The organism is Methylobacterium sp. J-077 (genome assembly GCF_022829365.1).
Taxonomy (GTDB): domain Bacteria; phylum Pseudomonadota; class Alphaproteobacteria; order Rhizobiales; family Beijerinckiaceae; genus Methylobacterium.
In genome coordinates this window covers 1-20835 of sequence record NZ_JAKSYJ010000160.1, presented here as the reverse complement: position 1 = coordinate 20835, position 20835 = coordinate 1, and the positions used below count along the sequence as shown (strand labels likewise).

Here is a 20835-nt window from a genome sequence, read left to right as displayed (position 1 = left end):
GGAACCGCGATCGGGCGCGCCGCTTGCTTGGGCAGCGATCATCTCGTCGCCCGGCAAGGAGATCCGATGCGCTATACCCTCGGTTGCAGTCTGTCCTACAATATACTCTCGGACACGACCTTCATCTTCAACCTGGAAGTCGCTAAGCTGAGAAGCGTGGAGATCCTCAGCGAGAGCCTGGTGCTCACGCCGAACCTGAAGCGTGACCTCTACACCACCCCGGACCTGCTCAACCGCTATCTCGGCGTCAACGTGCCGATGGGCCAGTTCGCGCTGGAGTACAACGCGGAGGTGGACCTGACCGTCCACCGGGCCGACCCGGCGACCATCAACGAGACGCCGATCGGGGTGCTCCCCCTCGACATCCTGCCGTTCCTGCTGCCGAGCCGGTTCGTTTCCTCCGACCGGCTGACGCCCTTCGCGCAGGCCGAATTCGGCGCGCTGCCCAAGGGCCACAGCCGCGTGAACGAGATCTGCAATTGGATCCACGACCACATCACCTACCAGCCCGGCACCAGCGACGGCGAGACCACGGCGGACGAGTCGCTGCTGAAGCGAGCCGGCGTCTGCCGCGACTTCGCGCATATCGGCACGGCGTTCTGCCGGGCGCTCGGGATCCCGGCGCGGTTCGTCAGCTGTTACGCCCACGGTCTCGTGCCGAGCGACTTTCACGCGGTGTTCGAGGCCTATCTCGACGGGCGCTGGTGGCTGTTCGACGCGACCCGCCAGGCCGATCTCGACGGGCTGGTGCGCATCGGCGTCGGCCGTGACGCCGCCGAGATCGCCTTCTCGACGCCGTTCGGCAACATGCAGCCGGTCAACCAGCAGGTCCGGATCCAGCGCTCGGACGGGCAGGGCAGCCCGATGCCTCGCACGGTCGACGCGATCTCCACCGAGGTCCCGGCGCCGAACGCAGGCGCCGCCTGACCGGACAGCCGCACCGGATCACGCTATCCTGTGATCCTCGGAAGCAGATACGGGGTGAAACCGCATGGCCTACCGCCACGTCGTCGGCCCCCGCACCCACGTCTTCGCCGACCTCGCCACCCTGATGGCCAAGGCGACGCCGGTTCGCTCCGGCGACCGGCTCGCCGGCGTCGCGGCGGAATCCGCCGAGGAGAACGCGGCGGCACGCTGGTGCCTCGCCGAGGTGCCGCTGTCCGAGATCCTGGCCCGGCCGCTGATCCCCTACGAGCAGGACGACGTCACCCGGCTGATCCTCGACACGCACGACGCCGCTGCGTTCAGAGAAATCACGCATCTGACGGTCGGCGATTTCCGCGAGTTCCTGCTGACGGCCACCCCGGAGGTGCTCACCCGGATCGCCCCGGGCGTCACGCCCGAGATCGCCGCGGCCGTGTCAAAAATCATGCGCAACCAGGACCTGATCTCGGTGGCGCGCAAGGCCCGTGTGGTCACCCGCTTCCGCAACACGATCGGCCTGGCCGGGACGCTCGCGGTCCGGCTGCAGCCCAACCACCCCACCGACGATCCGAAGGGCATCACCGCTGCGATCCTTGATGGGCTCACGCTGGGCTGCGGCGACGCGGTGATCGGCATCAATCCCGCCTCTGATTCCGTCCAGGCGCTCGGCGACCTGCTCCAGCTCCTCGACGGGCTGATCCAGAAGCACGCCATCCCGACGCAGGCCTGCGTGCTCACCCACGTCACCACCACCCTCGCGGCGATGGAGCGGGGGCTGCCGGTCGATCTCGTGTTCCAGTCGATCGCCGGCACCGAGAAGGCGAACGCCGGCTTCGGGGTGACGCTGGACCTGCTCAGGGAAGCCCACGAGGCGGCCCTGGCGCTCAAGCGCGGTCCGCTCGGCGACAACTGCATGTATTTCGAGACCGGACAGGGCTCCGCACTCTCGGCCGATGCCCATCACGGCATCGACCAGCAGACCCTGGAGGCCCGCGCCTACGCGGTCGCCCGGCCGTTCCGGCCGCTCTTGGTCAACACCGTCGTGGGCTTCATCGGGCCGGAATACCTCTACGACGGCAAGGAGATCATCCGGGCCGGGCTGGAGGACCATTTCTGCGGCAAGCTGATGGGCGTGCCGCTCGGCGTCGACGTCTGCTACACCAACCACGCCGAGGCCGATCAGGACGACATGGACACGCTGCTGACGCTGCTCGGGGCGGCCGGCTGCACCTACATCATGGGCGTCCCGGGGGCCGACGACGTGATGCTCAACTACCAATCCACGTCGTTCCACGATTCCCTCTACCTGCGCGAGGTGCTGGGCCTGAAGCGCGCCCCCGAATTCGAGGCGTGGCTGCACGGGATCGGCCTGACCGACGAGGCCGGCGTCCTGGTGCCGGGATCGGGTGCCCCGCTCCTGGCCGCCGCACCGGACCTCGCCGCGTGAGCGACACCCGGGAGATCTGGGCGCGGCTCGCCGGGCTGACGCCGGCCCGGATCGGTCTCGGCCGCGCCGGCAGCGGATTACCGACCCGGGAGGTGCTGCGCTTCGGCCTCGACCACGCTCAGGCCCGGGACGCCGTGCACGCGCCGATGGATGCGGAGGCGCTGGCCGGCGCCATCGCGAATCTCGGCTTTACGACGATCCCCGTCGCCTCGCAGGCCCCCGACCGGGCGACCTATCTGCGCCGCCCCGATCTCGGCCGCCGGCTCGACCCGGCGGATCTTTCGAAACTGCAGGCCGCAGCCGAGGCCGCCGATCTCGCCCTGGTTGTGGCCGACGGGCTCTCGGCCCGAGCCGTGCACGAGAACGCGGCGCCGCTGATCGACGCGTTCAAGCCCCTGGCGGAGAAGGCCGGCTGGCACGTCGCCCCGGTGGTGATCGCCCGTCAGGCCCGTGTGGCGCTCGGCGACGCGATCGGCGAGGCCCTGGAGGTTCGGGCAGTGGCGGTGCTGATCGGCGAGCGGCCCGGCCTGTCCTCGCCCGACAGCCTCGGCATCTATCTGACCTTCGGTCCCAGGATCGGCCGCTCGGATGCGGAGCGCAACTGCATCTCGAACGTGCGGATGGCTGGCCTCACCCATGCGCGCGCCGCGTTCAAGCTGCACTGGCTGCTCGCCCGTGCGCTCACCCTCGGCCTCAGCGGCGTGACGCTGAAGGATGAGAGCGACCGCGCCCTCGAGGCCGGCGTCGCGTCACAAGCGTTGCCGGGTTCCACCACCGGCTGAGAGCGTTGCGCGCACCTTCGCGGCCCGGCGATCCGGGGCCGCCCCGGCTCGGGCCGCCAAAAACCAGCCCCTGTACAGGGCGGCCCGCAAATTGTTGGGTGAAGGATTATCCTTAACCTAATCTCGCGCGGCAATCGACCCGAAGCGTGGCTGTGGCGGGGTCGCAACACCGTAAAACGATCCCGGGTCTGCCCCGAGACCTGCCCGCAAACGCCGCGATCCCGCCATAGTCCGAGCCCACCTCAGCATCCGCGGTAAACGGCAAGTTCGACAACGATTTACCGTTTCGAAACGAGGATTTCCCGAGCACGCGGACGGCCCTCCCGGCGCATCGCGAACGGCGACGCGCCGCGGTCTCCTGCACCCTCGGGACTGGCGGCGCGAAGGCTTGGTTCGGGTTGATGGACACGCGTTTGAACGACAAGTCGAAGCTGCCCAGCCGTCACGTCACGGAGGGTCCGGACCGTGCCCCGCATCGCTCCTATCTCTACGCGATGGGCCTGACCCGGGAGCAGATCCACCAGCCGCTGGTGGGTGTCGCCTCCTGCTGGAACGAGGCCGCCCCCTGCAACATCTCGTTGATGCGCCAGGCGCAGGCGGTGAAGAAGGGCGTCGCCGCCGCCCACGGCACCCCACGCGAATTCTGCACCATCACAGTCACCGACGGCATCGCCATGGGCCATGGCGGCATGCGCGCCTCGCTGCCGTCCCGGGAGGTCATCGCCGACTCGGTCGAGCTGACCATGCGCGGCCACGCTTACGACGCCTTGGTTGGCCTGGCCGGCTGCGACAAGTCGCTGCCCGGCATGATGATGGCGATGGTGCGCCTCAACGTCCCGTCGATCTTCATCTACGGCGGCTCGATCCTGCCCGGCTCGTTCCGCGGCAAGCCGGTCACCGTGCAGGACCTGTTCGAGGCGGTGGGCAAGGTCGCGGTCGGCGACATGAGCCTGGAAGACCTCGACGAGCTCGAGCAGGTCGCCTGCCCGTCGGCCGGCGCCTGCGGCGCGCAGTTCACCGCCAACACCATGGCGACCGTCTCCGAGGCGATCGGCCTGGCGCTGCCCTACTCGGCCGGCGCTCCGGCGCCCTACGAAATCCGGGACAAGTTCTGCGCCACCGCCGGCGAGAAGGTGATGGAGCTGCTCGCCAAGCAGATCCGCCCGCGCGACATCGTCACCCGCAAGGCGCTGGAAAACGCCGCCACCGTGGTCGCTGCCTCCGGCGGCTCGACCAACGCGGCCCTGCACCTGCCGGCCATCGCCCATGAATGCGGGATCGAATTCACGCTGTTCGACGTCGCCGAGATCTTCCGCCGGACGCCGTACATCGCCGATCTCAAGCCCGGCGGCCGCTACGTCGCCAAGGACATGTTCGAGGTCGGCGGCATCCCGCTGCTGATGAAGACCCTGCTCGACCACGGCTTCATGCACGGCGACTGCCTGACGGTCACCGGCCGCACCATCGCGGAGAACATGGACCGGGTGACCTGGAACCCGGACCAGGACGTGGTCTACCCGGCCAACCGCCCGATCACCCCCACCGGCGGCGTCGTCGGCCTTAAGGGCAACCTCGCTCCTGAGGGCGCGATCGTGAAGGTCGCCGGCATGCCGGCCGAGAAACAGGTCTTCACCGGCCCGGCCCGGGTGTTCGACGGCGAGGAGGCCTGCTTCGAGGCGGTGCAGTCGCGGACGTACAAGGAGGGCGACGTGCTCGTGATCCGCTACGAGGGTCCGCGCGGCGGCCCCGGCATGCGCGAGATGCTGTCCACCACCGCGGCCCTCTACGGCCAAGGCATGGGCGACAAGGTCGCGCTGATCACGGACGGGCGCTTCTCCGGTGCGACCCGCGGCTTCTGCGTCGGCCATGTCGGCCCCGAGGCGGCGGTGGGCGGCCCGATCGGCCTGATCCAAGACGGCGACATCATCACCCTGGACGCGATCCAGGGCACGCTCAGCGTCGCGCTATCCGACGAGGAGTTCGCCGAGCGCCGCAAGGCCTGGGCGCCCCGGACCAACACGGCGACCTCCGGCTATCTGTGGAAATACGCGCAGGGCGTCGGCCCAGCACTGTACGGCGCCGTCACCCATCCTGGGGGCGCCAAGGAGATGGAGAGCTATGCGGACGTCTAGGACTGACCTCAGCCGGCGCAGGGCGCCGGCCGGGGCCGATCCCGGTCGGTCCCGCTTCCTCGGCCAGATCGCGGCGGCGGCCGGCGTCCTGGTCCTGCTTGCCCTGCCCACCGATGCCCCCCGGGCGCTCGACGCCAGCGTTCGCACGCCGGTGCAGGTGCCGGTGGCGGACAAGAGCTACCGCTCGGCCAAGGACGCGCTGCGCGCCGGCGTGCGCGAGTACAATGCCGGCGACAAGCAGGGCGCCGCCCGCGCCCTCGAATACGCCGCCGGCCAGGGTCATGCGCTGGCGCTGTGGAAGCTCGGCCGGATGTACGCTGAGGGCGACGGCGTGCCCCATGACGACCTGAAGGCGTTCGAGTTCTTCTCCCGGATCGCGGATGCTAGCACCGACGATGGCCCGGATCCGCAGAATTCCGCGGTGACCGGCAGCGCGTTCACGGCGCTCGGCACCTATTTCCTGGAGGGGATCAAGGGCACCTACGTGCGTCCGAACCCTGAGCGCGCCTACGATATGTTCAACTACGCGGCGTCGTATTACGGCGAGCCGAACGCGCAGTACAACCTCGCCCGCCTCTACCTCGACGGCACCGGCGTCGAGGCCGATCCCCGGCAGGCGGCGCGCTGGTTCAACTTGGCGGCGGAGAAGGGCCATCACCCGGCTCAGGCGCTCCTTGGCGACATGCTCCTGAACGGGCTGGGCGGCGTGCCGATCCAGCGCGTGAAGGGCCTGATGTGGCTGTCTCTGGCCCGCGAGGGTGCCGAGGGCCGCAAGGACGACTGGATCGTGGCGCTCTACGACAAGAACTGGGCGGCCGCCAACGAGGACGACCGAGCCGAGGCCCAGAGCCAGCTCCAGACCGTCGGATCGATCCGGCGGCGGCACTGAAGCCTGATGCGGAAAAGTGGATTCCGGTTTTCCGAAATCATCATGCGATAAGAAAGAGCAGGACCCTGCCGCTGTTTCCGGAAAACAGCGGCAGGTTCTGAAGCCGCCGCCGTGCGGGCTCAGCCCTTCTTGGCGTCTTGCGCGGCCTTGAACGAGGGGCGCGCCAGGATCTCGGCGACATAAGCCGAAAGCTTCGGCCAGCGGCCGGCATCGACCTGCGCGTCGGCCAAGTGAAAATTGTAGAAGCCGGTGGTGATCGAGATGTCGGCGATGCTGAACGCGTCGCCGACGAGGTATGGCCCCGAGATCTGCCGCTCCAGATAGTCGAACAGCGGCGGCAGGTCCTTGTCGAGGGCTTTGGCGACAGCAGCGTCGTCGGTGGGCTGGCCCATCATATTGGGTTTCAGGACCTGCTCGACGAACGGCACGACGAGCTTCGCGAACAGCTCGGTGTCACCGAACTTGTCGAACCAGACCGCGCGGCCGAGCGCCTGCGGGTCCGCCGGGACCAGGGCCGGGGTCGGATGCTTGCGCTCCAGATACCAGAGGATCGCCGAGGAATCCGCCAGCTTGAATCCGCCATCCTCGATGGCCGGAATCTTTCCAAGGGGGCTGGCCGCCTGGAAGTCCTGGTCCGGTGCGTGGAACATCACCGGCCTATGCTCGTAGGGCACGTTCTTCTCGGTGAGCGCGACCAGGACCTTGCGGACGTAGGGCGAATAACCGGTACCGTAGACGATCATTGGAACTCCATCGGGGACGGGACCGCCGGATGTCGATCCGCCGATCCATAGCGGTGGAGATAGGGCCGATTGTCGGCCTGCCGACCGGGCCACCCTCAGTGATTTACGATCAGGTTACGGAGCTCACCAAGCCGGGGCGGCGATTGCCGTGACGAAGGAGGGCCGGTCGAGAGTCAGGGTGACCCAGCCTGCCAACTTCGGCCAGCGCGCGGCGTCGACTTCGACCTGACCGAGCCGGAGATTGTGGAACGGGGCCGCGACCGCGATGTCGGCGATCCCGAACGCGCTCTCGACCAGGAACGGTCCGGAGATCTGCGATTCCAGGTAATCGAACAGCGGCGGCAGATCCGTGTCGATCGCCTGCTGCGCCAGCGCCTCGTCGCCCGGCACCTTCAACAGCCGCGGCTTCAGGAAGCGCTCCGTGAACACGACCGAGAGCTGACGGTTGAATTCGACCTCGCCGAACTTCTCGAACCAGCGGGCGCGGGCGGCGTCTTCGGGGTCGGCCGGGATGAGCGCGGGAAGCGGCGACTGGCGCTCGAGATAGTCGAGGATCGCGCTTGAATCGGCCAGCCGAAAACCGCCATTGTCGATTGCTGGGATCTTGCCCAGGGGGCTCGCGGTCCGGAAACCCGGATCCTCCGCCTGTGGGGCCACCGGACGATGCTCGTACCGGATACGCTTCTCGGCCAGAGCCACGAGGACCTTGCGCACGAAGGGCGAAATGCTGCTGCCATAGACGATCATGATCGAATCCCCCGAAAAATCGGTGGATTCCTAGACCCGATGCCGATCGCGCTGCAATCGGCGGCGTGCGTCTAAGCCTTTGATCTTCCATAGTTGCTTGCGCAGCGCTGAGATTGACTTCGTCGGCGCGCGCTTTGGCAATCGCTTACAGGGAAGAAGCCGATTTCAGCTTCTCGAAGCGCTTGAGCAGACGATCCCGCTTCAGTCGGGACAGGCGATCGATCCAGAAGACGCCGTCGAGCTGATCGATCTCATGCTGGACGACGGCAGCGAAAAAGCCTTCCGCCTCCTCCTGGTGGGTCGATCCGTCGAGGTCGCGAAAGCCGAACCGGATGCGGGCTGGCCGGGTGATCCGCTCGCGCACGCCCGGCATGCTGACGCTGCCCTCGTCGTGGGTCTCCGTGTCGGGGGAGGCCCAGAGGATTTCCGGGTTCACGTAGAGGCGCAGATCCTCATCCGGCGACAGCCGGATCACCATGACGCGCTCGGAGATGCCGATATGCGGTGCCGTCAGGCCGATGGCGCTCGCGGCCATGAGCGTGTCCGACACATCGTCCACAACGGCTTTCAGATCGGGCCCGAACGCATCGGTCGGGGCGGCCGGAAGTGAGAGCCGAGAATCAGGGAACAGGACGAGGGGGCGGGCCGGCATGGTTGGTTAGTCCGTTTGCGACGCTGCGCGCCTATCGGATCCGCTGGTGAAACGACCGTTGTGTACACCGACCGCCCTATGGTGGACACGAAGGCCCTGGACGGGGCGCCACGGTTCACGCCCCGGGAGCGCGCTCTACCCCGCCGTCAGCTCCACCGTGACCGGCACATGGTCGGACGGCTTGTCCAAACCGCGCAGGTGCTTCTGTACGGCGGCCGAGACCAGACGGTCGGCGGCCTGGGGTGAGAGCAGCAGGTGGTCGATGCGGATGCCGGCATTCCGCTGCCAGCAGCCAGCTTGGTAATCCCAGAAGGTGTAGAGCCCGTCGCGCGGGTCGCAGGCGCGCAGGCCGTCGGTGTAGCCCTCGGCCAGGAGCGCGCGGAACGCCGCCCGGGTGCTGGGCAGGAACAGCGCGTCCGAGCGCCACGCCTCCGGGTCGGCCGCGTCGGCGGGTTCGGGGATGACGTTGTAATCGCCCGCCAGCACCACGGCATTCTCGTCCGCCATGAGGGCGCGCGCGTGGCGCTGCAGCCGTTCCATGAAGGCGAGCTTGTAGGGGTATTTCGGGCTGTCCACCGGGTTGCCGTTCGGCAGGTAGATCGAGGCCACCCGCACCGGCTTGGTGTCGGCGCCGGAGATCAGGGCCTCGATGTAGCGGGACTGCTCGTCGGTTTCGTCGCCCGGCAGGCCGCGCTGAATCTCGCTCATCGCGAGCGGCGCACGCACCAGCAGGGCCACGCCGTTATAGGCCTTCTGGCCAAGGGTCTCGACCGCGTAGCCGGCGCCCTCGACCTCGGCGCGGGGGAACGCCTCGTCCTGGCACTTCAACTCCTGCAGGCAGACCACGTCGGGCTTCGCCTCGTCGAGGAAGCCGAGCAGATGCGGCAGCCGCTGCTTGATCGAGTTGACGTTCCAGGTGGTGATCCGCATCGCCTCGCTTCCGATGGTCGCCTGGCCGTCATCCGCGCTTCGCGGCGCGCTGACAAGGCCACCACCGCGCAAGATTGGGGCGGTATGGGCGCCGGGATGACGATGGAGTGGTTCGAGCCGGTGATGGCGTACTGCGAGCGGACCGGGCCGGATTTCTGGGCCGAGCCGGTCAATGCGGCGTCGAACGTTGCCTTCCTGCTGGCCGCCGCCGCCTCGGCGCGTCGGGCCCGCGCTGCGGAGCCGCCGGATCGCGCCTGCCTGGGGCTGGCCGGTTTGATCGCTCTGGTCGGGATCGGCTCATTCCTGTTCCACACGCTGGCGGTGACCTGGGCGATGTATGCCGACATCCTGCCGATCACGCTGTTCATCGTCGCCTATCTGGCGCTGGCGCTGCACCGGTTCCTGAAGCTGCCCCGCCTTCGGGTCGAGGCGGCCACCGCGGGCTTCGTCCTGTTCAGTTTCACGCTGGTGCCGACCCTCGACGGTCTGACCGGCTCGGACATCTCCGCCGTCACCAACGGTTCGATCGACTACTTGCCCGCCGTGCTGGCGTTGTTCACCGTGGCGGCGCTCGATCGTCCCGAGACGCGCTTCGTCGGCACCGGCCGGCGACTCATGATCGTGGGCGTGCTGTTCCTCATTTCGCTGACCGCGCGCACCGTCGACCGGGCCGCCTGCGCGGTGCTGCCGACCGGCACGCATGCGTTGTGGCACCTCCTCAACGCCCTGGTGCTCTACGCCCTCGTTGCTACGGCGATCCGGCACCGCGCTGTCGCGGGCTGAGCCGGCCTGCGGTTTTCTTGCGGGCCGGACGGAATTCTTGCAGAGATGCGGCGCATCGGAGACCCGGTTTCCTGCGGGCGCCCGGCACGGAAGGAATCATGACAGTGAGCTACCGCATCGGCGTCGCCGGGCTCGGCACCGTCGGCGCGTCCGTCGTCCGGATGATCGCCCGCCGCCGTGACACCCTGAGCGCTTCGGGCCTCGACATCCGCGTCGCCGCCGTTTCGTCGCGCGACCGGGGCCGCGACCGCGGGCTCGATCTCGCCGGGGTGACTTGGTTCGACGATCCGGTGTCGCTCGCCCGCTCGGAAGAGGTCGATTGCGTCGTCGAACTGATCGGCGGCGCCGAGGGACCAGCCAAAGAGGTGGTCGAGGCGGCGCTCCAGGCCGGCAAGACTGTGGTGACCGCCAACAAGGCCCTGCTTGCTCGCCACGGCGCAGCGCTGGCGGCGCTGGCCGAGGCCAACGGCGTGGCGCTCGCCTACGAGGCGGCGGTGGCCGGCGGCATCCCGGTGATCAAGACCCTGCGCGAGGGCCTGCCCGGCAACGCCGTCGCCCGCGTCTACGGAATCCTCAACGGCACCTGCAACTACATCCTCAGCCGCATGGAGCGCGAGGGCTTGACCTTCGAGGCCTGCCTCAGGGATGCGCAGACCCTGGGCTATGCCGAGGCCGATCCGACCTTCGACGTCGAGGGCTTCGACACCGCGCACAAGCTCGCGATCCTGACGAGCCTCGCCTACGGCACCGCCATCGATGTCGATGGCGTATCGGTGGAGGGCATCTCCCGGGTGCAGCCCCTCGATCTGCGCATGGCCGACGAGCTCGGCTACCGGATCAAGCTGCTCGGCGTCGCCCAGGCCTCGGAGGCTGGGATCGAGCAGCGCGTCCACCCGACCATGGTGCCGAAATCCTCCGCCATCGCCCAGGTGATGGGCGTGACCAACGCGGTCACCATCGATGCCGACGCCGTCGGCGAGCTGACCCTGATCGGCCCCGGCGCCGGCGGCGAGGCGACCGCCTCCGCGGTGGTCGCCGACATCGCCGACGTCGCCCGTGGCATCGTGCGCCCGACCTTCGGGGTGCCGGCCGCCGCGATGCGCGCCAGCGAGCGGGTCGAGATGCAGCGCCACGAGGGCGGCTACTACATTCGCCTCACCGTGCATGACCGGCCCGGCGTCGCCGCGGGCGTCGCGCAGCGGATGGCCGAGCGGGAGATTTCCCTGGAAAGCATCCTGCAGCGCCGGACCGAGAGCGCTGGGTCCGATCCGCGCGGGCGCTCGGGCCGGCCGGTGCCACTGGTTCTGATCACCTATGCAGCCACCGAGGGCACGATTCGCGCGGCCCTCGACGCGATCGACGCCGACGGCCTGTTGGCCGAACCGCCGCAGGTGATCCGCATCGAGCGGGAATAAGAGTGCATCAAATGGGCAAAGTGCCTAAATCTTGATGCAAGATAAGTGATAATGTTACGCCTCGTGTAGGTTGACCGGTGCCGGTCGACGATCAAGACGGGATCCGACTCCAAGATCGGGCCCGGACACAGGTTAGGAAACGATGGCCGTGGCCCCCAAGTCCGAACCGCGTGGCGTCCCGCGCACGCTCGCCCTTGAACTCGCCCGCGTTACGGAGCGGGCCGCCATCGCGGCGGCGCGGCTTCGCGGCAAGGGCGACGAGAAGGCCGCCGACCAAGCGGCCGTGGACGCGATGCGCGACGAGCTCAACAGCCTGCCGATCCGCGGGACCGTGGTGATCGGCGAGGGCGAGCGGGACGAGGCGCCGATGCTGTTCATCGGCGAGCAACTCGGGCAGGGCGAGGGGCCGGAGGTCGACATCGCGGTCGATCCCCTGGAGGGCACGACGCTCTGCGCCAAGGATATGCCCGGGGCCATCGCCGTGATGGCCATGGCCGAGCGCGGCTCGCTGCTGGCCGCCCCGGACGTCTACATGCAGAAGATCGCGATCGGCCCGGGCTACAAGCCGGGTCTGGTCGATCTCGACGCCAGCCCCGCCGACAACATCGCGGCGCTCGCCCGGGCCAAGGGCGTCGAGCCCGACCAGATCACGGCGCTGATCCTCGACCGTCCGCGCCACGCAGCCCTGGTCGCCGAGGTGCGCGCGGCCGGCGCCGCGGTCCGGCTGATCTCGGACGGTGACATCGCCGGCATCATCTTCACGGCGAGCCCGGCCGAAACCGGCATCGACATCTATCTCGGCACCGGCGCCGCGCCCGAGGGGGTTTTAGCCGCCGCGGCGATGCGGTGTATCGGCGGCCAGATGCAGGGGCGGCTGATCCTCGACACGCCGGAGCGCCGCCGCCGGGCCGCCGAGATGGGCATCGACGACCTCCACAGGAAATACGATCTGGTCGATCTCGCCAGCGGCGACGTGATCGTGGCCGCCACCGGCGTCACCGACGGCGCGCTGCTGCGCGGCGTCCGGTTCCGGCCCGACCGCATCCAGACCGAGACGGTGGTCTATCGCTCGGAGGCCGGCACGGTCCGGCGGATCCTGGGGGAGCACCGCCGCGGCCTCGCCTGACGGCGCCCCCAAGTCCCGAACAGGATCAGTTCAGGACGACGACCTTCGAGCCGACATTCACCCGGCTGAACAGGTCGATCGCGTCCTGGTTGATCATCCGGATGCAGCCCGAGGACACGCTCTTGCCGATCGAGAACGGCTCAAGGGTGCCGTGGATGCGGAACAGCGTGTCCTTGTTGCCCTGCCACAGATACATGGCGCGCGCGCCGAGCGGGTTGCGCAGGCCGCCTTCGACGCCGAGCCCGCTCTGGAGCTTGTCGACCTCGCTGGCGAGCTTCGGGCTGCGGGCGATCATCTCCTTGGGCGGGTACCAATCCGGCCAGGCCTGCTTGGAATTGACCGTGGCGGTCCCGGACCACGAAAAACCCTGCTTGCCGACACCGACCCCGTAGCGGCGGGCGCGACCGCCGGTCTCGACCAGGGTGAGCTGGTGGGCGCGCGGATCGACGATGATCGTGCCGGGCTCGTAGGGGCCGTTATAGGCGATCTCCTGCCGGAGGAAGGCGGGGCTCATCTTCTTGTAGTTGAAGGCCTGGACCGGGAACACGTCGTCCTGAATCGGCCCATACGCCTTGGCGTAGTCGATCGGCCCGTCATCGGGGGTGCGCAGCACGGCTTTCGCCTTGGCGGCCTCGATCGGCGAGAGACCCTCGGCCGGCGGCGCTCCGGCGGCCCGGCGCGGCGGCGCGGTCGGGTCGTCGTAGTCCGGCGCGTAGACCGGAGCGGATTGCGGCGCGTAGACCGGGGCCGCCTGCGACGTCGGGGCTGCCTGCGGCGCGGAGCGGACCACCGGGGGGCGGCCGGTATAGGGCAGGTAACGGTCGCCGCGGCGCACGTAGAAGGCGCCGTTCTGGTCCTGGTAGAGCTGGCCGTCATCGCCGAGCCCGTCGATACCGGATTCGGCCACCGGGCCGCGGCCCTGAGCGTGGGCTGTCGAGGCGAGCGCGAGGACGGTGAAGCCGGCCAGGACGAGGCGGCGGATCGGGGCGGACATGGTTCGGATTTCCCTGGATGGCGCGGCGTCACCGAACTCGTGCGGCGGCGCGCGATCGAGCAGGCCAACACGAATACAAGGCCAGGCTCATTCCAAGCCTTAGCAAAGATCGCGCGGTACCGCCAAGTTGCGCGAGTCCCCTATGGTCGAAGTCTGATGTCTCGGCCGGTACTTCTCTTCGCCTGTGTTGCGTTCCTGCCTCAACCGACGATCCGCCCATTTACCCTGCCACGCGATCACGCGGGACGGTCCCGGTTCCCGGACGAAACGGCCTTGCGCCGATCCTCAACGCAGAGTTGATGTCCCCCACCGGCATCCCCGCCGGACGAGGGTTTTTGGGCCGTGCGCGCGAGACTATTTCTGAGCGCTACCATCCTGGCCGCCAGCCTGGTTCTCGGCCCTACGGCCGAGGCGCGTCGCGATGCGACGCCCGAGCCGCCCAAGGTCGCGGAGCCGGTCGGAACCTGGACCTCGGGCAAGCAGCCCGAGCGCGATTGCAGCCGCGCCCGCCGCAAGTTCTGGCTGCCCGAAGAAGGCTGGATCGTCCGCAGCGTGTTGTCGTGCCGGTGAGCGGTCGACGCTGACGCGCGGGGTTTCAGCATCCGCCCGTTTCAGCGGCAGGGTTGCCTTGATCGATGGCATTCCTGCCGTGAGCCGGAGCCAGTTCTGAGAAACGACGGGCTTTCTCGGAATCTGGTCGACGGATTTGTCCCGTCAACCTCCTCATCTCAAGACCTCCCCCTCGCCGCATTCGCGATGATGGCGCAAGCTCATGCGCGCGCCCCCTCGAACGTCACGCGACTGAGACCGCAGGTGCGGACAGGCGGTCCGCCCTGCTGTGGCGGGCGGAAACCGTCGTCGCCGATCCGCGACGCTCAAGAAAACCTGGCACGCATGCTGCATTGCCGAACCATGCCGCGCCTGCTGCGGCGGCGGAGCAACGACGCTCCAAAACAGCGGACGGTGTGAGTCCGGATCCCCGGCATGAGCGACCGCGTGACGGTTCGCCTCTCTCAAGACGAGCACCAGCTATGGCGAGCTTCAAGACGGTGATGAAGTCGGGGCACCCCCCGACGCTGTTCGCGGCATTCCTCTATTTCGATTTCTGCTTCGCCATCTGGGTCCTGAATGGCGCCATGGGCCCGTTCATCACCGAGACCTACAAGCTGACCCCCGCCCAGACCGGGTTCATGATCTCGCTGCCGATCCTCGCAGGAGCGTTGATGCGCTTCCCGCTCGGCGTTCTTGCTCAGTATATCGGCCGCAAGAACGCCGCGATCACGGAGATGAGCGTGATCATGCTGGCGATGGCCTACGGATACTTCGTGGTCTCGTCCTACAACGATGTGCTCGCCATGGGCGTGCTGCTCGGCATCGCCGGCGCCTCCTTCGGCGTGGCGTTGTCCCTCGGCTCGGGCTGGTTCCCGCCGGAGCACAAGGGCCTGGCGATGGGCATCGCGGGCGCCGGCAACTCGGGCACCGTGCTCGCCGTGCTGTTCGCCCCGCCGCTGGCGCAGGCCTATGGCTGGCAGACCACCTACGCCTTCGCAGGTCTGGTGATGCTGATCCCGCTCGCGGTCATGATCGTGTTCGCCAAGGAGCCGCCGGACAATGCCCACCAGTCGTTCAGGGATCACATCTCCTGCCTGTTCACCAAGGACGGCTGGGCGTTCTCGCTGATCTACGTGATCACCTTCGGCGGCTTCGTCGGCCTGTCGAACTTCCTGCCGACCTTCTTCTACGAGCAGTTCTCGGTCACGAAGGTCGAGGCCGGGCGGCTGACCATGCTGGCCGCCTTCATGGGCTCGGGTATCCGCATCGTCGGCGGCTACTTCGCCGACCGGATGGGCGGGATCGCGGTCCTGTCGGTCGTGCTGCTCGCGGCGATCGCCACCTTCCTGTCGCTGATGGCGACGCCCTCGCTCGCGGTGACCACCCTCCTGTTCATGCTCTGCTTCGCGGCGCTCGGCGCCGGCAACGGCGCGCTGTTCCAGCTCGTGCCCCTGCGCTGGCCGAGCAACACCGCGGTCGCCGGCTCGATGATCGGCGAGGTCGGGGCGCTGGGCGGCGCGATCCTGCCGAACGTCATGGGTCTGTCGAAGCAGTATACCGGCTCGTTCTCCACCGGCTTCATCGGCTACGCGGTGTTCACCGCCGCCGTGCTCGGCTGCCTGATGCTGTGGCAGCGCAAATGGGTCGGCAGCTGGGTCGGTCCCCGCGGCAAGGCGCTGGGCACCGAGACGGAGACCGGGCAGCTCCGGCCGGCGACGGTCTGAACGCCATACCGACGATCGATCAGAAAAACCGAACGGGAGCCACGAGGCTCCCGTTTTGCGTTTCACGGAGGCGATTGAATTCCTGCCGATCCCCTCGACGCACGGTTGCCTTCCGGCTTAAGAGGCGTTTGAATAACGAATACCAAAGAGCGTCCGTCCCCGCGACGAGGCGCCGGGCGACCGCGAAACGCGGCATCGTCAGTGTGGAGGAATGGTCGATGCTGAAGCGCATGAGCGCCACCCATGGCGTGCTCGGCCTGCTCTGCGTGATGTATTTCATCACCTATCTGGACCGGGTGAACGTCGCCACGGCCGGTGCCGAGATCATCCGCGAATTCGGCATGTCGAAGACCGATTTCGGCCTGATCCTCTCGGCTTTCGCCTACCCGTACGCGATTTTCCAGGTGATCGGCGGCTCGGTCGGCGACAAGTTCGGCGCCCGGCGCACGCTCTTGGTCTGCGGCATGATCTGGGCCTCGGCGACGATCCTGACCGGCCTGGTCGGCGGCCTGATCAGCCTGTTCCTGGCCCGCGTGCTGCTCGGCTTCGGCGAGGGCGCGACCTTCCCGACCGCGACCCGGGCGATGCAGAACTGGACGGCGCCGGGCAAGCGCGGCTTCGCGCAGGGCATCACCCACGCCTTCGCCCGGCTCGGCAACGCGGTGGCGCCGCCGATCGTGGCCTTCCTGATGATCCATTTCGGCTGGCGGACCAGCTTCGTGATCCTGGGCGGGGTCAGCCTCGTCTGGGTGGTGATCTGGTACCTGTACTTTCGTGACGACCCGTCCGACCACCCGACCATCACGCCTCGGGAACTCGAGGCCCTGCCGCCGCCGCGCAAGGTCGGAGCGAAGCAATCGGTGCCGTGGGGCGCACTGACCCGGCGGATGCTGCCGGTGACGGTCACGTATTTCTGCTACGGCTGGACCCTGTGGCTGTTCCTCGGCTGGCTGCCGAGCTTCTTCAAGGAGAATTACGGGCTCGATCTCAAGAACTCGGCCCTGTTCGCCTCGGGGGTCTTCTTCGCGGGCGTCGTCGGCGATACGGTCGGCGGCATGCTGAGCGACTCGATCCTCCACCGCACCGGCAACGTGAAGCTCGCCCGCCTGTCGGTGATCGTGATCGGCTTCCTGGGCTCGGCCGCGAGCCTGGCCGGGGTGTTCCTCACCCGCGACCTGACCCTTGTGGCCCTGCTGCTCTCCTCCGGGTTCTTCTTCGCCGAACTGGTGATCGGGCCGATCTGGTCGGTGCCGATGGACATCGCGCCGAAATATGCCGGCACCGCCAGCGGCCTGATGAACACTGGCTCGGCAGTGGCCGCGATCGTCTCGCCAATCGTGTTCGGCCTCATCGTCGATCTGACCGGGAGCTGGACGCTGCCCTTCGTCGGCTCGGTCGGCCTGTGCCTGCTCGGCGCCGCCCTGGCCTTCACCATGCATCCCGAGCGCGAGTTCGTGGAGCCCGCCACCGGGCCGGTCGGCCCGGTGGCGACCGTGCCGGCCGGGGAGTAGCGCCGCGATGGCGGAACAGACGGGACGTTCGGGGCCGCTCGCTGGCATGCGGGTGATCGAGCTGGCGCATATCATGGCCGGCCCGGTCTGCGGGCTGATGCTTGCCGACATGGGCGCGGAGGTGATCAAGGTCGAGAAGATGGACGGCGACGACACCCGCCGCACCGTCCCGCCGGCGCTGGAGGGCGAGAGCGCCGCCTACATGATGATGAACCGCGGCAAGCGCGGGCTCAGCCTCGACCTGAAGAGCCCGGACGGCGTCGCGGTGCTGCGCCGCCTGCTCGGGAATGCCGACGCGCTGATCGAGAATTACCGCGGCGGCACCATGGAGCGGCTGGGCATCGGCTACGAGACCCTGCGGCAGGAATTTCCGGCGCTGGTCTATTGCTCGCTCTCGGGCTTCGGCCGCACCGGCCCCTATGCCGACCGGGCCGGGTTCGACCTGGTCGCGCAGGGCATGAGCGGGCTGATGTCGGTGACCGGGGAGGGGCCGGGCCGGCCGCCGATGAAGTGCGGTCCGCCGGTGACCGACATCACCGCCGGGATCCTGGCCGCCATGGGCGTGCTCGCGGCCTATTCGCACCGACTCCGGACCGGGAAGGGCCAGGCGGTCGACACGTCGCTGTTCGAGGCCGGGATCACCCACACCTACTGGCAATCGGCCATCGCCATGGCGACCGGGATCGCCCCGGGGCCGATGGGCTCGGCCCATCCGCTGAACGCCCCCTACGAGGCGTTCGAGACGGCGGACGGCTGGATCACCATCGGGGCGGCCAACCAGACCAACTGGCTGCGGATGCTCAAGGCGATCGACGCGGAGGCTTTGGCCGAGGATCCGCGCTTCGCCCTCAACCGCGACCGCATGGCCAACCGCCACGACCTCTCCGCCACCCTGGCGCCCGTCTTCAAGGCGGAAACCTCGGAGATCTGGCTGGCCCGTCTTGAAGCCGGCGGCGTCCCGGCGGGCCCCGTGCTCGACGTCAACGCCATGCACCGGGACCCGCAGGCGCTCGCCCGCGAGATGGTCGTGGAGGTCGAGCACAGCCGGGTCGGCCGGATGAAGACGCTCGGTCTGCCGGTGAAGTTTTCGGACACGCCCGGCCGGGTCCACGGCCCGGCGCCGTTGCTCGGCGAGCATTCCCGGGCGATCCTGGCGGAGGCTGGCTACACCGCCTCTGAGATCGACGGCCTGATCGACCGGGGCGTCGTCCGCGAGACCGTGGCTTGAGCCCGATACCGGGAGGATCTGCGATGAGTGCCAAGCCCGCCACCGACGAGCTGCTGTTCACCACCGACGAGGCCGGGATCGCCCGGATCGTCCTCAACCGGCCGCAGGCTCGCAACGCGCTGACCTTCGCGATGTACCAGGGCCTGATCACCTGCTGCGAGGCGATCGCTGCCAACCCGGCCTTGAAGGCGCTGATCATCACCGGCGCCGGCGACAAGGCCTTCGCGGCCGGCACCGACATCGCCCAGTTCCGCAGCTTCGAGACCGCCGAGGATGCGCTGGGCTACGAGCGGTTCATGGACCGGGTGCTCGGCGCCCTGGAGCGGCTGCGCGTGCCGACCATCGCGGCGATCGCGGGGGCCTGCACCGGTGGCGGTGCGGCCATCGCGGCCGCCTGCGACCTGCGGATCGCCACGCGCGACGCCCGGTTCGGCTTCCCGATCGCCCGAACGCTGGGCAATTGCCTCAGCCAGGGCAATCTCAAGCGCCTCTCCGGGCTGATCGGCCCGGCCCGGGTCAAGGACATCCTCTTCACCGCCCGTCTGGTCGGCGCGGAAGAAGCGCTCGCCATCGGCCTGGTCGGCGAGGTCGTGGACGACCGCGCGGCCCTGACTGAGCGAGTCGACGTCCTGGCCGAGCTGCTCGCCGGCCACGCGCCGCTGACCATGCAGGCCACCAAGGAGGGCCTGCGCCGCCTCGCCGAGGAGGAGCCCACCGCCGATGGCGCCCCTCATCCGGGCGACGACCTGATCCTCCTCTGCTACATGAGCCAGGATTTTCGCGAGGGGATGGAGGCGTTTCTCGGCAAGCGCACGCCGGCCTGGACGGGGCGCTAGAAACCCTCGCTCACCTCGGCTCCTGGCACACATCGACCCAAACCGCCCTGGCCAGCTCGGCCATGCGATCCGGCGCGATGCGCACGGCGCTGCGGGTGCTGCCGGCGGCGGGGACGACCTCGTCGAAGGCCTTGAGCGAGACGTCGCAATAGACCGGCAACGGCGCGATCAGCCCGAATGGGCAGACCCCGCCGACCGGATGCCCGGTGATCGCCTCGACCTCGCCGAGATCGAGCATCCGGACCTTGGCGCCGAACATCGCCTTGGCCTTGCGGTTGTCGAGCCGCGCATCGCCCCGTGTCACCACCAGGGCGACCTGGTCGCCGATGCGGATCGACAGCGTCTTGGCGATCTGGGCGGGCGCGACCCCGTGGCCGGCGGCGGCCTCCGCCACGGTCGCCGTGCTGGTGGCCAGTTCGATCACCGCGATGTCGGGCGCCTTCTCGGCGAAGAATGCGCGGACCGATTCGAGGCTCATGAAAGATGTCCTCCCAACAAAACGGGCCGCGACGGCGACGGCCGGCAGATCAGGGACGCATCCCGGTGAAATCGACGCCTCGTTCATAGATGAGGCGCGGGATACCGCAAAAGTGCCCTGCGGCTCCGGGCAGACGGTCCCGAGCCGATCTCCGTCGCCGAACCGCGAAGAGACTATCTTTTACCGCCGCCTGGGCGCAGGATCGCCCGATCATCGGAAAAGCGGCCACAGGCTCCGGTGACTGAGGACGGCATGTCCCCGCCTGTGCTCGGCGGCCGGACACATGGCAGATCTCCTCGTATTCCCGATCGCGTCGTCCAGCGCGGCGGCGACCTATCAGGCCTACCGGTTCTCATCGAACGGCAGCGTCCGCTCGACCGTCCCGGTGGATGCCCTGAACGACGACGCGGCCGAGCGTCACGCCGTCACCCTGCTCGACGGGCACCGGATCGAGCTCTGGGCCCGCGGGCGCTTCATCGCGCACGTCAAACCGTAGGGAAACGCTGCCCGGACCGCGCCGATACGTCACCCTCACCGACAAGAAGGATCGACAGCATGGCCACCGAGAAGCAGCGCGGCAATCGCGAAACCAAGAAGCCGAAGAAGGCCGTGCCGAAGATGAACGCGGCGGCCCCGTCGCAGAAGAACACCGTCTCCGCGGCGGTGAAGAAGTCCGAGGGGCGGTGAGTTCGATCGGATCGCGCCGCGCGACGTTCGCGGAGCGCGCGTTGCGCCGGCTTGCTTTGCTTCGTTCACAATGAATGGCGGCAGCGCGCTCTGCGGGCCATCCAAACCTTTCCATGCGTTCTGAGGGTTTGCGGTTTTTCTGATCGGTTGCCCCGTCGACATCAGAGAACACGCGTGCAGGCGCCGTCACCGACAGGCCTGCGCCCCGGCATGAGACGCAACTCCCCTCTCCCGTGCGGGAGAGGGACAGGGTGA

At 68.5% G+C, this 20835-nt stretch carries 21 protein-coding genes; 15 read left to right on the top strand and 6 right to left on the bottom strand.

The window, feature by feature from the left end; genetic code table 11:
• Window positions 1-66 precede the first annotated feature (66 nt).
• The 5 genes from MKL11_RS19540 (at window position 67) to MKL11_RS19520 (ending at window position 6174) form a co-directional block, all read left to right on the top strand.
• Window positions 67-927 (top strand): transglutaminase-like domain-containing protein, encoded by an 861-nt coding sequence (locus MKL11_RS19540; protein ID WP_243946509.1) that lies wholly within the window; start codon window positions 67-69, stop codon window positions 925-927.
• Between the two features lie 64 nt (window positions 928-991).
• A complete protein-coding gene (locus MKL11_RS19535; protein WP_243946507.1) occupies window positions 992-2371 on the top strand; it encodes an ethanolamine ammonia-lyase subunit EutB in 1380 nt (459 codons plus the stop codon).
• Window positions 2368-3153, top strand: coding sequence for an ethanolamine ammonia-lyase subunit EutC (gene eutC / locus MKL11_RS19530; protein ID WP_243946505.1), 786 nt, complete (start codon window positions 2368-2370; stop codon window positions 3151-3153). The genes MKL11_RS19535 and eutC overlap by 4 nt, the downstream gene beginning before the upstream one ends.
• 401 nt (window positions 3154-3554) lie before the next feature.
• Window positions 3555-5285, top strand: coding sequence for a dihydroxy-acid dehydratase (ilvD, locus tag MKL11_RS19525; RefSeq protein ID WP_243946503.1), 1731 nt, complete (start codon window positions 3555-3557; stop codon window positions 5283-5285).
• Complete coding sequence (locus MKL11_RS19520) at window positions 5272-6174, top strand: tetratricopeptide repeat protein (RefSeq protein WP_243946502.1); 903 nt, start codon at window positions 5272-5274, stop codon at window positions 6172-6174. Before ilvD ends, MKL11_RS19520 begins: the two co-directional genes overlap by 14 nt.
• Window positions 6175-6293: 119 nt before the next feature.
• On the opposite strand, the gene MKL11_RS19515 is transcribed toward MKL11_RS19520, so the two are convergent.
• From MKL11_RS19515 to xth, 4 genes are all read right to left on the bottom strand, one after another.
• A complete protein-coding gene (locus MKL11_RS19515; RefSeq protein WP_243946500.1) occupies window positions 6294-6917 on the bottom strand; it encodes a glutathione S-transferase family protein in 624 nt (207 codons plus the stop codon).
• A 123-nt stretch (window positions 6918-7040) separates the two neighbouring features.
• Complete coding sequence (locus MKL11_RS19510; protein ID WP_243946498.1) at window positions 7041-7664, bottom strand: glutathione S-transferase family protein; 624 nt, start codon at window positions 7662-7664, stop codon at window positions 7041-7043.
• A 145-nt stretch (window positions 7665-7809) separates the two neighbouring features.
• On the bottom strand, window positions 7810-8316 hold the full coding sequence (locus MKL11_RS19505) for a peptide deformylase (RefSeq protein ID WP_243946495.1): 507 nt from the start codon (window positions 8314-8316) through the stop codon (window positions 7810-7812).
• 135 nt (window positions 8317-8451) lie between these two features.
• Window positions 8452-9246, bottom strand: a complete 795-nt coding sequence (xth, locus tag MKL11_RS19500; protein WP_243946493.1) for an exodeoxyribonuclease III — start codon at window positions 9244-9246, stop codon at window positions 8452-8454.
• Between the two features lie 102 nt (window positions 9247-9348).
• On the opposite strand from xth, the gene MKL11_RS19495 reads away from it, so the two are divergent.
• From MKL11_RS19495 to glpX, 3 genes are all read left to right on the top strand, one after another.
• On the top strand, window positions 9349-10029 hold the full coding sequence (locus tag MKL11_RS19495; protein ID WP_243946602.1) for a ceramidase domain-containing protein: 681 nt from the start codon (window positions 9349-9351) through the stop codon (window positions 10027-10029).
• A 98-nt stretch (window positions 10030-10127) separates the two neighbouring features.
• Complete coding sequence (locus MKL11_RS19490) at window positions 10128-11444, top strand: homoserine dehydrogenase (protein ID WP_243946487.1); 1317 nt, start codon at window positions 10128-10130, stop codon at window positions 11442-11444.
• Between the two features lie 142 nt (window positions 11445-11586).
• Window positions 11587-12570, top strand: coding sequence for a class II fructose-bisphosphatase (gene glpX, locus MKL11_RS19485; RefSeq protein ID WP_243946485.1), 984 nt, complete (start codon window positions 11587-11589; stop codon window positions 12568-12570).
• Between the two features lie 25 nt (window positions 12571-12595).
• Here the strand turns inward: glpX and MKL11_RS19480 are convergent, their stop codons facing one another.
• Entirely contained in the window at window positions 12596-13564 is a 969-nt protein-coding gene (locus MKL11_RS19480) for a L,D-transpeptidase (RefSeq protein WP_243946483.1), read from the bottom strand.
• A gap of 342 nt (window positions 13565-13906) precedes the next feature.
• Here MKL11_RS19480 and MKL11_RS19475 point away from each other — a divergent pair, with 342 nt between their 5' ends.
• The 5 genes from MKL11_RS19475 (at window position 13907) to MKL11_RS19455 (ending at window position 19415) form a co-directional block, all read left to right on the top strand.
• Complete coding sequence (locus tag MKL11_RS19475) at window positions 13907-14134, top strand: hypothetical protein (protein ID WP_243946481.1); 228 nt, start codon at window positions 13907-13909, stop codon at window positions 14132-14134.
• Between the two features lie 461 nt (window positions 14135-14595).
• Entirely contained in the window at window positions 14596-15840 is a 1245-nt protein-coding gene (locus MKL11_RS19470; protein ID WP_243946479.1) for an MFS transporter, read from the top strand.
• Window positions 15841-16058: 218 nt separating this feature from the next.
• On the top strand, window positions 16059-17351 hold the full coding sequence (locus MKL11_RS19465) for an MFS transporter (RefSeq protein WP_243946478.1): 1293 nt from the start codon (window positions 16059-16061) through the stop codon (window positions 17349-17351).
• Window positions 17352-17358: 7 nt separating this feature from the next.
• Complete coding sequence (locus MKL11_RS19460) at window positions 17359-18579, top strand: CaiB/BaiF CoA transferase family protein (RefSeq protein ID WP_243946475.1); 1221 nt, start codon at window positions 17359-17361, stop codon at window positions 18577-18579.
• A gap of 23 nt (window positions 18580-18602) precedes the next feature.
• Window positions 18603-19415: an enoyl-CoA hydratase/isomerase family protein gene (locus tag MKL11_RS19455; protein ID WP_243946474.1), complete on the top strand. Its 813-nt coding sequence runs from the start codon at window positions 18603-18605 to the stop codon at window positions 19413-19415.
• A gap of 10 nt (window positions 19416-19425) precedes the next feature.
• Here the strand turns inward: MKL11_RS19455 and MKL11_RS19450 are convergent, their stop codons facing one another.
• Window positions 19426-19893, bottom strand: a complete 468-nt coding sequence (locus tag MKL11_RS19450) for a YbaK/EbsC family protein (RefSeq protein WP_243946467.1) — start codon at window positions 19891-19893, stop codon at window positions 19426-19428.
• A 283-nt stretch (window positions 19894-20176) separates the two neighbouring features.
• Between MKL11_RS19450 and MKL11_RS19445 the strand changes: the two genes are divergently transcribed.
• Window positions 20177-20389: a hypothetical protein gene (locus MKL11_RS19445; protein WP_243946465.1), complete on the top strand. Its 213-nt coding sequence runs from the start codon at window positions 20177-20179 to the stop codon at window positions 20387-20389.
• A gap of 59 nt (window positions 20390-20448) precedes the next feature.
• Window positions 20449-20580 carry a hypothetical protein gene (locus MKL11_RS33165; RefSeq protein WP_279600598.1) on the top strand — a complete coding sequence of 44 codons (132 nt, stop codon included), beginning with the start codon at window positions 20449-20451 and terminating at the stop codon, window positions 20578-20580.
• Window positions 20581-20835 lie beyond the last annotated feature (255 nt).